Source organism: Gelidibacter algens (assembly GCF_001678675.1).
GTDB lineage: Bacteria > Bacteroidota > Bacteroidia > Flavobacteriales > Flavobacteriaceae > Gelidibacter > Gelidibacter algens.
This window is the reverse complement of the sequence record NZ_LZRN01000007.1, coordinates 93,792-108,935: the sequence shown is the minus strand read 5'-3', so window position 1 is coordinate 108,935 and position 15,144 is coordinate 93,792. Positions and strand designations below refer to the sequence as shown.

General features: G+C 34.5%; 11 protein-coding genes and 1 tRNA gene. 6 read left to right on the top strand and 6 right to left on the bottom strand.

Annotation, left to right across the window (positions count from 1 at the left end):
- Positions 1-291 precede the first annotated feature (291 nt).
- Complete coding sequence (locus tag A9996_RS05070) at positions 292-546, top strand: toxin-antitoxin system YwqK family antitoxin (protein WP_248912320.1); 255 nt, start codon at positions 292-294, stop codon at positions 544-546.
- A gap of 75 nt (positions 547-621) precedes the next feature.
- On the opposite strand, the gene pth is transcribed toward A9996_RS05070, so the two are convergent.
- From pth to A9996_RS05055, 3 genes are all read right to left on the bottom strand, one after another.
- Positions 622-1,254 (bottom strand): aminoacyl-tRNA hydrolase, encoded by a 633-nt coding sequence (gene pth / locus A9996_RS05065; protein ID WP_066431765.1) that lies wholly within the window; start codon positions 1,252-1,254, stop codon positions 622-624.
- A 286-nt stretch (positions 1,255-1,540) separates the two neighbouring features.
- Positions 1,541-2,191 carry a 50S ribosomal protein L25/general stress protein Ctc gene (locus A9996_RS05060; protein WP_066431761.1) on the bottom strand — a complete coding sequence of 217 codons (651 nt, stop codon included), beginning with the start codon at positions 2,189-2,191 and terminating at the stop codon, positions 1,541-1,543.
- A gap of 67 nt (positions 2,192-2,258) precedes the next feature.
- On the bottom strand, positions 2,259-3,200 hold the full coding sequence (locus tag A9996_RS05055) for a ribose-phosphate pyrophosphokinase (protein ID WP_066431758.1): 942 nt from the start codon (positions 3,198-3,200) through the stop codon (positions 2,259-2,261).
- Positions 3,201-3,422: 222 nt separating this feature from the next.
- Here A9996_RS05055 and A9996_RS05050 point away from each other — a divergent pair.
- The 3 genes from A9996_RS05050 to A9996_RS05035 all read left to right on the top strand — a co-directional run bounded on the left by A9996_RS05050 (position 3,423) and on the right by A9996_RS05035 (position 6,025).
- A tRNA-Leu gene (locus tag A9996_RS05050) sits at positions 3,423-3,502 on the top strand.
- Between the two features lie 700 nt (positions 3,503-4,202).
- Positions 4,203-5,018 (top strand): hypothetical protein, encoded by an 816-nt coding sequence (locus A9996_RS05040; RefSeq protein ID WP_346210588.1) that lies wholly within the window; start codon positions 4,203-4,205, stop codon positions 5,016-5,018.
- Between the two features lie 455 nt (positions 5,019-5,473).
- Positions 5,474-6,025, top strand: a complete 552-nt coding sequence (locus A9996_RS05035; RefSeq protein WP_066431751.1) for a fasciclin domain-containing protein — start codon at positions 5,474-5,476, stop codon at positions 6,023-6,025.
- A gap of 182 nt (positions 6,026-6,207) precedes the next feature.
- Here A9996_RS05035 and A9996_RS05030 read toward each other — a convergent pair whose 3' ends face one another.
- Genes A9996_RS05030 through A9996_RS05020 form a run of 3 tightly spaced genes read right to left on the bottom strand, consistent with a single transcriptional unit; the run spans position 6,208 to position 13,378 of the window.
- Positions 6,208-8,172 (bottom strand): DUF3857 domain-containing protein, encoded by a 1,965-nt coding sequence (locus tag A9996_RS05030; RefSeq protein ID WP_066431747.1) that lies wholly within the window; start codon positions 8,170-8,172, stop codon positions 6,208-6,210.
- A gap of 3 nt (positions 8,173-8,175) precedes the next feature.
- Positions 8,176-10,119: a DUF3858 domain-containing protein gene (locus tag A9996_RS05025; protein ID WP_083993854.1), complete on the bottom strand. Its 1,944-nt coding sequence runs from the start codon at positions 10,117-10,119 to the stop codon at positions 8,176-8,178.
- Positions 10,103-13,378, bottom strand: coding sequence for a tetratricopeptide repeat protein (locus A9996_RS05020; protein WP_066431745.1), 3,276 nt, complete (start codon positions 13,376-13,378; stop codon positions 10,103-10,105). The genes A9996_RS05025 and A9996_RS05020 overlap by 17 nt, the downstream gene beginning before the upstream one ends.
- A gap of 334 nt (positions 13,379-13,712) precedes the next feature.
- Here A9996_RS05020 and A9996_RS05015 point away from each other — a divergent pair, with 334 nt between their 5' ends.
- Together A9996_RS05015 and A9996_RS05010 are read left to right on the top strand one after the other, a co-directional pair.
- A complete protein-coding gene (locus tag A9996_RS05015; RefSeq protein ID WP_083993851.1) occupies positions 13,713-14,645 on the top strand; it encodes an outer membrane beta-barrel protein in 933 nt (310 codons plus the stop codon).
- A gap of 9 nt (positions 14,646-14,654) precedes the next feature.
- Positions 14,655-15,068 carry a DUF2147 domain-containing protein gene (locus tag A9996_RS05010; RefSeq protein WP_346210587.1) on the top strand — a complete coding sequence of 138 codons (414 nt, stop codon included), beginning with the start codon at positions 14,655-14,657 and terminating at the stop codon, positions 15,066-15,068.
- The last annotated feature ends 76 nt before the right edge of the window (positions 15,069-15,144 follow it).

Sequence of the window (15,144 nt, the reverse complement as noted above, 5' to 3'; positions counted from 1 at the left end):
CTTTTGACCGATTTTATATTGAAGTCTAACAACTATTGATGCCCAAATAAATAGTTTTAATACTCTATAATTTAATGAATATCAATTGATTACCTCTACAATGTTAATTTAATGTTACTTAAACATGTAATTAATGTAAATTTTTCATTATATTTGTTATGTCAGTATTAACTTAATAAAATATTCACATGAAAAATATAGCCCTTATTTCAATCATTTTTTTTCACAACTCTAACCTTTGCACAAAAAGAGCGATCTTTAGAACTGAATAAATCTACAAATCTTATTGATGTGGTCTACTATCATGACAATGGAGAAGTCAGTCAAACTGGATCGTATACCAAAGATGGAAAATTACAAGGAGAATGGTTAAGTTTTAATATTAACGGCACCAAGACAGTTTCCGCCACTTATGATCAAGGAAAAAAAGTTGGCAAATGGTTCTATTGGACAGATAAAATTCTTAAAGAAGTAGATTATACAAGTAATGCCATTGCGAGTGTAAATGAATGGTCCAATACATCATCCGTCGCTTTCCAGGAATAATTCTTAAACTAAAACATAAAAAATGCATCAAAACACTTTGATGCTTTTTTTATTTGTAACAATCACATCTCAAATTCACTGTCCATTAAATGTATTCATGGTGATATTTATCCCAGCAGTTCCAAAGGACTTAATAAGCTCTATAGATTTATCCAGACGTTCTGTTAATTTAGCTTCTTCTTCTGGCGTCCATTCCCCCAAAACATAATCTACCTGTCTGCCTGTACTGAAAGCATCACTAATTCCAAATCTAAAGCGATTGTACGTATTAGTTTGTAATTTGTCTTGGGTATCCTTTAAACCATTGTGGCCACCAGCACTGCCTTTTGTTTTGAGACGAATAGTGCCAAATGGCAAATTCAAATCATCAGTTATGATCATTAAATTTTCTAAAGGCACATTCTCTTTGTTCAACCAATATAGGATGGCCTTTCCACTTAAATTCATATACGTACTGGGCTTCAAAAAGATGAATTGGCGTCCTTTAAATTTATAGACGGTGACGTCTCCCAGTTTTAGGGTCTCAAAAGTTAAACTTTCCTTTTTAGCAAAATGATCCAAGATTTTAAAACCAATATTGTGCCTCGTATTTTCATAATCACTGCCAATATTGCCTAGACCTACAATGAGATATTTTTTCATAGAGTTTTCTTCAACTTGTGTTGAGCGCTTTGATGATTTAAAAATAGTGTGTAAAAACTTAAGCATTTTATAGTTTTTATTCGTTAACCTATTTGTCAAAGTGAAAAATAACCTTTCCTGTGGAAAGGTCAGAATTATTCATACAAAATATTTTGGGTAAGACTAAAAAATAAGGTGTGACACCCCCCCAAGGTGAGCCTTGGTTACTAAAAACTGAGATCCCGTTAAAAAAGCGGGATTAGTTGAACTATCTGTTTTGAATGTATGTTACAATTTTTCAAAACAAAGTTTCCCTAATAAAAAAAGCATCCTGAATACACAGAATGCTTTTAAATATAGTGTGAAACAAGATTTATTCTTGACCTTCAGCAGTTTCAGTTGCTTCTGCTCCTTCTGCAGCTCCTTCCGCTCCTTCTTCAAGTTCTTCTTCATCATCTCCTTCAAACTCAGCGACACTTGCTCTAGAACGTCTTACTTGACAAACTACAGTGTTATCTGGGTGTAAGAATTTAAAATCAGGACTTGATAATTCAGTAATATACAATTTACTTCCAATTTTAAGAGGTGTAATATCAGCCTCAATAAAATCTGGTAAATTTGATGGTATTGCTTTTACTCTAAGCTTACGTTGGTTTCTTCTTAAAACACCACCATTCAATACTCCTTTGGAAGTTCCAATGATGTGAACAGGAATTTCCATACTAATTTCCTTGTCTTCAAATAACTGGTAAAAATCTACATGTAAGATTCTGTCAGTTACTGGGTGAAACTGTATGTCTTGCATAATTGCATTAAAAGACGTTCCGTTTTCTATGGCAATCACAACGGTATGCGCACTTGGCGTATAAACCAGTTTAGAGAAAGCCAATTCAGGTGCTGAGAAATGCACTGGTTCGTCTCCTCCGTATAATACGCAAGGAACCTGACCAGCATTACGTAAGGCTTTTGTTGACTTTTTGCCTACGCTTTCTCTTTGAGATCCATTGATTGTAATTGATTTCATTTTGAAAAAATTATTTATTAATTATTACTACTTATTGTTTATTACTATTTTTTATTGACTCTTACTATTACATCAAAAATTTAGAACTGATAGATTTGTTGTAATGTACGTTGTGCATCACCTCCGCAAATAAATCTGCGCAACTGATCACTCTAATCTTATCACTTTTTTGTTTTAAAGGAATGGAATCTGTCACGATCAATTCTTCCAATTTAGAGTTTTCCAAACGTTCATATGCATTTCCTGATAAAATAGGATGTGTACAAATAGCTCTAACACTCAGGGCACCGCGCTCCATCATTAAATCAGCAGCAGTAGTCAATGTTCCAGCGGTATCCACCATATCATCTACCAAGACCACATTTTTACCAGTCACATCACCAATCAATTCCATATGCGAAATGATATTGGCCTTTTCACGCTGCTTATAACAAATAACCACATCACTTTCCAATGCTTTAGAATAAGCATAAGCTCTTTTAGAACCCCCCATATCAGGTGAGGCAATAGTCAAATTATTAAGCTTCAAACTTCTTAAATATGGCAAAAACACTGTGGATGCAAATAAATGGTCCACTGGTTTTTCAAAGAAGCCCTGAATTTGATCCGCATGCAAATCCATGGTGATAATTCGGGTTGCACCAGCTGCCTCCAACATTTTTGCCACTAATTTTGCCGCGATAGGCACTCTTGGTTTGTCTTTTCTGTCCTGTCTTGCCCAACCAAAGTAAGGCAACACTGCCGTAATATGTCTTGCTGAGGCACGTTTTGCAGCGTCAATCATCAATAACATCTCCATCAGATTTTTAGGACCAGGATGCGTAGACCCTATGATAAAAAGCCGTGTTCCTCTAATGGATTCTTCATAAGACGGCTGAAACTCACCATCACTATATGTTGACGTAATGACCTTACCTAGAGGCGCACCAAATTTGGCTGCTATTTTTTCTGCAAGTTCTGTACTCTGTGAACATGCAAAAATTTTGGCTTCTGTGGCAACGTTAGGCATTTGTAATGGAGTGTTTTATAACGAACTAATGCTCGTTTTGTTTAACAGGCTGCAAATTTAGGAATTTATTTGGACAGAAAAAGTATAAAAGAAAGATATTTTAGTTGTTTGTAGAAAAATATTTTATAATTTTGCAGTCCGATTTATCAATGTTTGATAGAGTTTGTGAAAATTACACAAGTTGCTAAGAGACAAAAAATAAATTATATTTACCGAATAATTGCTCAAGTGGCGGAATTGGTAGACGCGCTGGATTCAAAATCCAGTTCTTCGGAGTGCGGGTTCGATTCCCGCCTTGAGTACTACAAAGGCTTCAACAGAAATGTTGGAGCTTTTTTTTATTTGCAGGTACAACATTTCTATAATGTACCTTCTAATTCTTTTTCGCTTATTTTCTCACTTAACGCATTAGGAATGAAAATTTTCACTAAGACTCTTTCTGGAAAAAGATTGCCTTAGTGGTGGATGCTACTAACAGATCAAACCTGAATTATTCCAGACACCTTCAGAGCACTACTGCCTCATTTGTTCAATTAAAAAAATATAGGATTTTTAATGAGTTAACTACAAGAGCAGTCTCAAATTGAATATGAATCAGAATGACAGAGAATTCCTTAATTTTCAATAGACCAGCTGAACCGATTCTGAAAAAGAGTCCCGGCCAATCGTTTAAGATTAAATTGACGCAAACGAAAGATTTACCAAAAGGAAGACAAAACGGCGAAATGGAATATGGCAAAATTTCACTTTTAAAAATAAGCACATCCAAAAAATCTTATACCTAGTTAGCGGCAATTAAGGTGTACTCAAAATAACCTACAGATTTGTTATTGGCTAGTTTTCTTTTACTAATTTAGTTGTTAACCAAACCAGCTTTTCCTAAATACATAACCATTAGGCAAAATACGTTGCTATGACTATAAACAAGAACATAGTTCCATTCCTGTTCGATAAACTTTTGTCGGAAAATACTCGAGAAAAGATTGAAAAATTATACTCAGAGTGGCGATATTTAGTTTTTTTGTCCATTTGCTGATAATCTCCCTTATTAAATTTGAGCTTATAGACATTACGTCAACCTCAGAGTTACTTAAAAACCCTATATCTGCCATATATACTCCATTTTCATTTATTCTTATTTATGAGGTTTATCTTCTAATTTACTACTTGCCTAAATCGTTTACAACCTATATCACTAAGCAATATGAAATTATTACGCTGATTATAATTCGGAAATTATTCAAAGATTTAGCGGCCATAGAACTTTCATCCAATTGGTTTGAAATAAAAGAGGATCTTCAATTTACTTATGATATTCTGGCATCACTGATACTATTCTATTTAATATTCCAATTTCAAAAGCAAGGTAGACGAAAACTGCAATTGCAAGGGGAAATCAAATCTACAATTGTAAAATTCGTAAACACAAAAAAGCTTATTGCTATTATTTTGATCCCTGTATTTTTCACAATGGCCCTATATACTCTTATAAATTGGTCTATTGAAATTTCATTTTCATCACATGAGATCCCATCATTTGAAAGCATCAACAATCTATTCTTTGACCAATTTTTTACAGTATTGATTTTAGTAGATGTCGTACTACTTTTAATTTCCTTCTTTTATACAGACCAGTTTCATAAAATTATCAGAAACTCTGGATTCATTATTTCAACTATTTTAATCCGAATGTCTTTTGCCGTAAGCGGCCCGGTTAGCACTATTCTAATTGTTGCTGCTGTTCTTTTTGGTTTTATAATTATAACAATTCACAACTGTTACGAGAAAGATGCTTTGCCTACAAACGCGCATAAGTAATGGACAATTATACCAAAAAAATCTTTTAGGTGCTCAGCAAACGAGCTAACTTAATGGAAATTTTGAATGGGTTGAATTGTGCGCATTATAAAAACCTGTAGAGTCTTAGATTATTTCAGGAAGCTTATTTTAAAATGCAGATAGAATGTACTAATCTTGATTAAGCCAGATATTGATAAGGTATAGCACTTTAGCCTAACGAACATTTATAGGTCATAACTGCCTTCAGAGCTCGCGTACATTTTAGCAAGGTTAAGGATTCCTCACACTTCAAAATTGGATAAAACTCTGTATTCGCCTATAGAAAGCTAAATGCGTCAATAATAATGGCATAAAAGTCAACCCCTGAGTAGGTTATGTTTTACTTTGACTATGTTGAAACAGATTACACCTCTATTTCAATATCATTTCAGCCTTCATTGGAAGGACATTATTAATTATTAAAACATTAAATTATGAAAACAAAATTAAGAAATTTTTTCGCGTTAGGTTTGATCCTATTTGTCTTTAACTTTACCGCCAATGCGCAATGGGCCGGCAATAAAGTTTTTGAAAAGGTCGACAATACTAAAAATTACACAACACTAGATTTGGCCTCTATGGATCCAAACCTCTCAACCTTTGTGAATTTGGTGACATTATCAGGTCTTGCGCCTTCTATGATAATGACCGACGATCACACGGTATTTATACCCACTAACGATGCCTTTCGTGATATATCTATAGAACGATTTTCAGAGTTGACAGATCCTAAGAATCGAACAAAATTGGTTGAATTCGTGCAATATCATATCACGCCTAAAAAGCATATGAAATTCGATTTCAAAGATTCTCAGGTTATGACGGGCTCGTCTCCCGATGAAATATCGGTTTCTAGAGACACCTATGACAATGTCTTTATAGGCGGCGCTAAAATAATCAGGTCTGATATAGAGGCTTCAAATGGAATCATACATATCGTCAACGATATCATTGTTCCAAATCGATCAATATTTTTTGTTGATTAATATCGTTTATTACTATTAAATGGCATTCCTAGCATTTGTTCTAGGATTCAGATAAATGAAAGCCCCGCTAAAAATTTTTTAGTGGGGCTTTTCAGATGAACACCTTATGCAAATTTGGCGCGTTAAGAAAATGTAGCATTTTTTACCTTAAATGTCACAATAGACATTCTATAACATAACCATTACTTCGGTTCTAACACCAGAGTAACTTTATTAAAATCAGCAGCACTATTGATCACTTTTCTATAATCTTCATACATATCAGCACTGATATGGTTGACCTTATAGTGCTCATTTGCCGTAATAGTGAGCGTATTGCCCTCCAACTGATATGACGATTTGAAACTTAATAATTCTTTGCCATTCATAGTATAAAAATTTTCAATATTGATGTCCTCCAAATTTGCAAACCTATAACCTTCAGGAACTGCTATAGTCATGGTTCTGAAATAACTGCGCTGAAATTCGTTTTCTAATGGTAAAATGCGTTTCTTTTCTTGGTACATTTCCATTTGTTGACCTATCAAATCACCAACTTTAAATAAATATTTCCGCCCTGCTTTTTCCACAAATGCGCTGGAATTAAAATCAAGTATAAATTGCAAAGGCTCTATGCCAAATAATTTTGGGCTTCCATTATTGACCATTTTGTTTTTGATATCAGCACCTGCATCAATGTTTTTTGCAAACCCCTTGATAAGCTCATCTTTGTCTTCAGGCTTGATCAAATCCATAAACGGATGAATGTACATCCCATAATAGCCTGCTAAAGATTTATCCAATTTTATATTGACGATGGTCAAATCATCAGCATCAAAGGACACCTCAATAAGCATTTTGTCGGTTGTATTTTCAGCTTCTACTGGCTTGATATATTCCACTTTACCAACTGCCGATTTAAAATCTCCAATGGCAACTTCTTTGATAAACAAACCATAAGTGTCCGTTAAATAAGGCGGCGGAAATCCGTAACGAGAACCCGTCTCCGTTGGTGACATGTATTTTTTTGTCTTCGGAAAATAAAAAAGAGCTTCCAACAAAAAGTTATTGGCTTCAAAGTCCTTATCAAAACGCATATAATCACGTTCGCAGGTATAGATAAACTCGAATTTTATATGCAATTGATTAAAAATAGCTGCATACAATTTGATGATACCTCTTTCATTGGCTACCTTATCTTTGAGTACATCCAATAGTGATGCTAATTGTTCATTGCTGCCTTCTGCAATGAAAATATTGGTTTTTATGAATGATTCAATAGCTCTTAATTTGACGTCGATAGCATCTTCTTCTTTAAAATCGATTTGTTTCAAGAAACTGTTTAATTCTGACTGTTCTTTTTTTGAAACCTCTTGACTATAAAAATCATAAATGTTTTGGGCCACATTGGCATAAGAACTGATATCCTTAACCCTACTTGCTGTGTTTTCATCTAAGGCATATACCAGAAACTGTCTGTCCGCATCATAAGCTGCAAGATCTTCCCGTTCCAACAACTTAGCCTTTGGAATTTTCAATGACCAATGGTTTTTGTTCTCAATAACCGTATCGTTTTCTACATCATTCAATCCATTGTAACTTTTGAACTTAAACTCCAAATTGGAAGGCGCATAAACATCAAACTCCAAATTGCTTTTTAAGAAATTAGACTGAAAGTCAATGCGCTTTCCTTTATAAACCGGATAGCGCTCAACTACATATAAATACTCAATAAAACTTCCCTTTTCAATACCTTCAAAAGCAAAATACTTATACGTGTTGTTGGTTTCTTCGTTGGTGGCAGTTAGGATCTTAGAGTCGTCCAAATTGATCACTTGACCTGAAGCTGTTATGACTCTTGCTTTGTTTAATTGCAATTCTGAATCTGACGCATAAGGCAAATACACTTTGTTGAATTCTTCAATACTGTCGTCAGAATTGAGATAATAGACCTTATGCTCCAGAAAATATTCTACCAAACCACCATCGCCATCAAAATAAAATTCTGATACTATTTTTTCTTTTAATGATGCCATGTATTCTTCGGCAAGTCCGTTTTTGGAATATTTTGGATCAGCATCCCAATCATAAGATTCGTAAAACGGTTGCGCTATTGTGGTGAACATCCCAGCAACATAAAGCAGGCAAAAACATAAGAATGATTTCATGTACTATCTTTTTTTTAGGACAACAATTTCTTTAAAGTTCTTTTCTACCGCTTTAATAGCTTTATTAACTTCTTTTTGTTGTTCTGGTTTGAGATTTAAGAATTTCATCTCCAATTGATGCTTGTAGATGATGGTATTATTAGATGTGATGTAACTAATTGCGCAATCAAAATAGTCATTATGTACCGAGAAGTTTTCAGGTATATAATCTACTACATAGTTTTCCGGAATTTCTAAAACGGTTTCATAATCATAGTAACTTTTATATTTGGCCTCAGTATCATTTTGTCTATCATCTTCGGACTTAAAAAGCGAAATATCCTGATTAAGATTGAGATTAAAATAGATTTCATCATTCAGTTTTTTGGCATAATCGCTGATTTTGAAGGTATAATCTATATTTAGGTTTTTATCATAATCATATTTATTGGTCTCCGTGACCTCATCAATCAGGAATTTATTATTACCCTTTCTTAATTTCGAAGTGTAATACTCTTTAATTTTTACTGCTGTGTTTTCACTCTCCAATTGATTAAAAAAGTCAATTTTGAAGTAGCCTGAGATTTCGGTTTGAGTTTTACCTACAATTTCGTTACCTTTTAACTGAAGTGTTGTGCGTTCCTTAAACATATTAGTTTTTGGCGCCATTACCGGAACGGTCTTGATTTCAAAATCCGTTTCACTTTTTGATATTAAAGCTTCCTTCCCTTGTATGAACGAAGATGGCATTTCTAAAGGCAAGTAACGTCCTGTAGCATCCAAAAAATAGGTTTGCCCATCAATATTTATCGATAAGATCATGTGATTATCAACAATTGGCGTTGGCACGTCGTTATAACTATACGGAATGGTCCTGGTACCAATCCAGGTCAATTTACCCTCCAGTCCAGCAATTTTTAGCATTTCATATAGAAGGCTGGAGTTGTCCTTACAGTCGCCATACTTCTTTTTAAAGACATCATTGGCTTCTCTTGGGATAAAGCCTCCCAATGCATATTCAAAAGCAATGTATTTGATGTTCTTTTGTGTCCAGTAATAAATGGCTTTTACTTTATCAATATCTGTTTTTTGATCTTTGGTAAGGGTGTTTACTAATGCTACCAAATCAGTATCTGAAGCTTCTTTATTGATGTCCTTAACCATGGAATAATACCATCCATAAAGATCTGATACGTCATTTAAAAGGTTTACCGTTTTTCCTGCAGAGGTATAGGAGGTGATGATAGGGACAATGTGAGGCAATAAACGGGCGTAGCTTGGTATATTGGACTCGTACTTCAATTTGTTGATATTCTTAAGCTCCCAAGTATAGATGATGTCTCCTCTTTTTTCCTCTTGGGAAAATATGAGATCATAATTTTCGGTATTGAATTCTTGAAATCTAAACTTAATATTTTTATCAGCAGTTAAAGTGACTTTTTTATGTTGAATAGGGAAAAAATCGCCAAAATAGATCGGACTTAAAAAACGTGGATTTTTTACAATCTCAGTATAAGATAATTTTGTTTTACCGCCAATGGATAGATTTGGGTAAATAAAATTCAAAGATTTGCTGTCATCATGAAAGGCATCATCCAATTCATCCTTTTCTACAAAATTCTCTACTTTATAGCTGTTGTACTTTCCGTTTTTAAATTCATAAGACGTGGCCTCAACAGATTGCAATTCAAAAAAGGAAGAAAAACTTAACGCTTTTTTAGAACCATAGGTTGCAGATTCATCCAAGAACAGATCTTCTTCTACAAAAGACTGTTGTATTTCTATAGCGTTGTTCTTCAACTTAACTGAAATTGAAACCTCATCCAATAATCTGACCTTGTTAGATTCAGGATATCTACTTTTATTTAGCTCAAATTCAGGCGAATATTGTGCCTTTAAATTTATTGGAATAAGCAAAAGCAAAATAAAAGCACTAAAAAATAGACTGAATTTAGCTTTTTGATTCATAGATATCTCCATTTGAATAGTATTCAGTTTTGATGAGTTTACCTGTTTCATCGTAATATTTTGCTTCACCATGTCTTTCATCATTAAGATAATTGAGCGATTCTTTTAATTTTCCGTTTGCGTAAAATTTTTCAGATTTACCGTTACGCATGCCATACAACATATTTTCACTCAATTTTATTTGTCCGTTCTCATAGTAATCAATATCCAGACCGTGGTATTCTCCTTTCTCATAAATGGTATGATTTTCCAATTGTCCATTATAACAATAGGCTTTATAATCGTCTTGTAAATCGCCATTGACATAGGTCATGGTTCTTGAAGGTTTTCCATTATCATAAAATGCTTCCATTTTGGCCGTTTCGTTTTTAATAGGAATCATCTCCTTTTCCTTTCCATTGGCATCAAGGTAAGTATATCCAACGAGCACATCATTTTTATAGATTCGAACTATTTGTAAATTGCCAGAAGCGCTATAAAACTCTTTTCTGCCCTCTTGTAAATCATTGGCATAACCTGTAGATGTAAAGAGTTTTCCGTTTTCATGATAGGACAACCAAGTTCCTGTTTTGGAACCATAGTTGTAAAAATAGTCGTCTTCCAATTGACCAGATTTGTAATAATGTTTGGATGTTCCATCTCTATTGCCATTTAAATAGCCTTCTGAAATCCTTATTTTACCATCATCATAATACCAATTCCACTCACCATGTTGACTCCCATTATTGTAGTTTCCTGAAGCGACTACCGTTCCATAAAAATTGTAAAGTTTATAAGGACCATGGTGAAGGCCATTGACATAGTTAATCTCAGTTTGAATGTTACCATTTTGGTAATGTGTAACTAGTTTATAGGTTTTTTCAGCAGCTTTAAAATCAACTGTTTCATAAATCTCTTTATTGGTGTTGTAATATGCCTCTTCTATGGCTTCTCCATACTTATATGTGGTGTAGCTTTCTATGTTTCCATCCACCCTAAAGTTTTCCTGGGTGCCATGTAATTGATCTTTGTGATAGAAACGTGTGGCTTCCAAAGTGCCGTCTATATAATAATAGCGCCATTCACCATGTTTTACGCCTCCTTTGTACCAACCCTGGGTTTGGATTTGTCCGTTAGGATATAAATATTTGTAATATGTATTTCCGTTTTCTTTATCATAATCAGAAATAGACATGATTCCTCCAGATTTATAATAGGAGTTGTGGATACCGAGAGGTTCATTGTCCTGATATCTGCCCTCTTCACTGGGCACACCATTATTACTATAGAATTTCCAATCGCCAATTTTACCACCACTGATGTCATACATCCCTTCAGCAGCTTTATTTCCATTAGGATGATAGCCTTCATAGAAAAACTCACCTCCTTTTTTACGCGCGTCAGAAAGTATAGTGCCAGACTTGTCGTAGAATTTGTAGCTGATGATTTCACCTTTACGGTATTGAAACTCTGAAGCCAAAACACCATCGACGTCATAGGTTTTATAAAGACCATCCAACGCGCCTTTATTATAAGCATATTCGGCATTAATAATACCATCATAGAAATAAGATTTCCAATCACCATTAAAATAACCTTCATCAGATTGCCCAACGTCTTTTTGGTTGCCATTAGCATGGTAGGCTATGTATGGACCCTGTAAATTGCCATCTTTATAACCAGCATCAAGCAATTTCTTTTCGTTCCAATAATACTGAATTTCTTTACCATGACGTTTGTCATTTTCAAAATTGACTACAGAATAGACCTTTCCATCAGCATAATATTCTATCAAATCTCCAAAAATAGCGCCATCCTTGTAATCTGTATTGTATTCTTTCAACGCTTCACCAACATCAAAATACGCCATATACCTTCCATTAAGTTTGCCATTGGAAAATTGTTTTTTTTGTTTCAATCCACCGGTTTCAACATAATATTTATACTCACCCTCGTATTCTCCATCCTTTAGCGTAGTTACTACATAAGGGCTTCCATCTTCATAAAACTGTTTGTTTTCACCATTCAATTTCCCGTCTTTGTAAATAGCAATTTCCTTTGTTTTACCATTTTCATGAAACCAAGTCCATGTGTTGTGACGTTCACCTTTCTCGTTAAAATATCCTCTAGTGGATGGCCTGCCATTGGTGTCATAAAACGTCCAATCTCCTACATAAATGTCATTTTTTATTGAACCCTCAGCCGAAAATTTTGAATCAGAATAATGATAAGCCATTACTTCTTTCTCATTTTTGCTTAAAATTTTAAGCCATTCCTCAACGTATGCTTTGATGAAAGCAGTAACTTCATTTTTATTTTTCTCTATTATATTTTTATAATCGTCATTTTTAATTGAATAATTGACCGTATAGGTAAAGTCTTCAAAATAGTCATTGGCGCTGATCCATTTGTAAAATGGCACATAATACTTATCCCAAAATCCGCCATTTCCCTCAACAGATTGCAGTTGCTGCAACAGCGCATGATTTTGTTTTACCAAAGGGATTGGGATTTTGGTATCAATAGGATAATTGGTATTTAGGGCTATTCTATTATTCAAGATAAGATCGATATCTTCAAAAGCGTCATCATCTGTAGAGACCACCAAATTAGACACCGACTCACTTTCGTTTTTATCAGCCACAACATCATTGACATATTTTAACAATGCAAAAGCTCTTTCCGTATCTGGCTCTATTATTAAAGCCATATTGTAACACATTAATGCTTGTGCCATAAGTTGTTGACGATAGCATATATTTCCTAACTGTAAATGGGCATTTCTATATAGCGGATCATACACTATTGCTTTTTGAAAAGCTTCAATAGCTCCTGGAACATTCTCTAATTTTTCGAGTGCAATACCCTTGTTAAACCATAATTTTGGATTTCTAGGATACAGTTCTAATGCGGTTTCATAAACTTTTAATGCTTCTTTGTAATTTTCATTACTGGAGTAACTAACACCTTTATTCATTAAAAGATATAGCTTAGAACTACTCCCGCAATCAAGTGCCAAACCTTCATTTGTAATAGCGAGTGCTTCATTATACTTTTTTTGAAGAATGTAATAGTAAGATTTAGAAGTCAATACCGAACAATAAGTAGAATCATCTTTGTTGATACGTTGCAGTTGCTCAAGAGCCTCGTCATAATCTTCCTTTTCTGCACTTTCTGCAACGGAAGCAAAAATAGTTTCATGGTCAATAAAGAGAAGCTTTTCTTGTCCGTAGAAAGTTATACAATAACAAGCAGATAGCACTAGATAAAGATGTTTCATGGGGATTGGGGATTCAATTGGAAAGCCAATATAGTGTAGTTCAATAAAATATCATAGTAAAAAATGAAAAGTTCAATTAGACCCTTAATGATCAAAATGTTTGTCCCAATAATTTATCCAACATGAAATTGAACTATCTAGTGATCTATTATTGCCAACTGCTTGTAAATCTATTAAGGTGAATAGCCTTCTCAACAACTCAAATGCGTCATGATTTGATTCGTTACAGTATATATTTATACGTAATTTTAAACTATGGCCGTGAAAGATAGTCAGTGCCATATCTAAATCAATACATTTTAAATAAATCAATTGCATCTTAAAACCCAGAATTATGAGAATGATACCCAAAGCTTTAATTGTTTGTGTTCTTGCGTCGACAACTTACCTAACACAAGCTCAAAATGATATTGTTAGTGACGATTCAAACTTTTATATCCGCGTCAGTACCGGTTACAGCTTCGAATCAGGAAAAACCGAATTCAATAATGCAGATCCTAACGGACTCACCGGCATCATGCAATCTACCGATATTACAGTAAGCGCAGATGGCTCTAATGTTAATGTAAAATCACTCAATGGCACTGTAGGCGCTGGTATAAAAGTAAATGTTACCGGAGGCTATATGTTCAATCCATATATTGGTGCCGAAATGGGCATCAGTTATTTTCATGGCGACAAAACCATGATTGGCCGTTTGAGAAGTCCGCAGGTTACCTCAGAAGAAAACACATACCTAAGAGGATTTGACGTTGCGCCAGGCATTATTTTAACGCCAAATTTTAAAAAGGTTAATCCTTATGCACGCATGGGGCTGATCGTTCCTATTGCTGGCGATCTGACTATTGAGACCATGGCGAGACAAACAAATGGTGGCGGACAAGGTACTGACATTATGGTGGAAGCCAAGAGTGAAGTTAAAAGTAAATTTAGTGTTGGCTATTTTGGAGCTCTTGGCCTCAACTATCCCGTCAGTGACAATTTGAGTATTTTTGGAGAAGTTGAAATCAAGAATTTGAGCATCAAAAGTAAATCGGCTGAAATTACCGAATACTCTACCACTGCTATAACCGACGGCCAGTCGCAATTGGTACCAGGACAACAATTGGCAGATTTACCTGTTTATGAAAAGCAGTTTGAGTTTAGTGATGATTACAGTCAAAGCACCACAACGCAACCTAATCAAGATGCACCGCGACAAATTCCAACACAATTTGTTAATGCGAGTGGGATAGGCGTCAATGTTGGTATCAGATTTACACTTTAATCCGAAGTTATGAAATCGATAAAAACGTATCTTTTATTTTTAGGATTGCTCTTAAGCATTCCCTTGGTTCAAGCACAGAGTATTGTTGGGCAATGGAAAACAGTTGATGACGAAAGCGGCAAGGCCAAATCCATCGTTGAACTATATAAAAAGGATGGAGAAATCTACGGAAAGATTGTTAAATTGTTGTTGCCCGAAGATAAAGGTAAACCATGCATAAAATGTACAGGCAAAGATTACAATCAACCTATTGAAGGTTTAGTTATCGCTAAAGGTTTGACCAAAGATAAAGACGATAATGAATACGAAGGAGGTACTATTTTTGATCCGGAAAAAGGAAAGGAGTACAAATGTAAGATGTGGATTGACAATGAGACACCCAATATCTTAAACGTACGCGGCTATATTGCATTTTTTTACTAGGACTCAACAATGGTATCGTGTGACAGATTGATCATTCAGTATAACGTAAAAAACAAAAAGACACTTAAAAAAATTA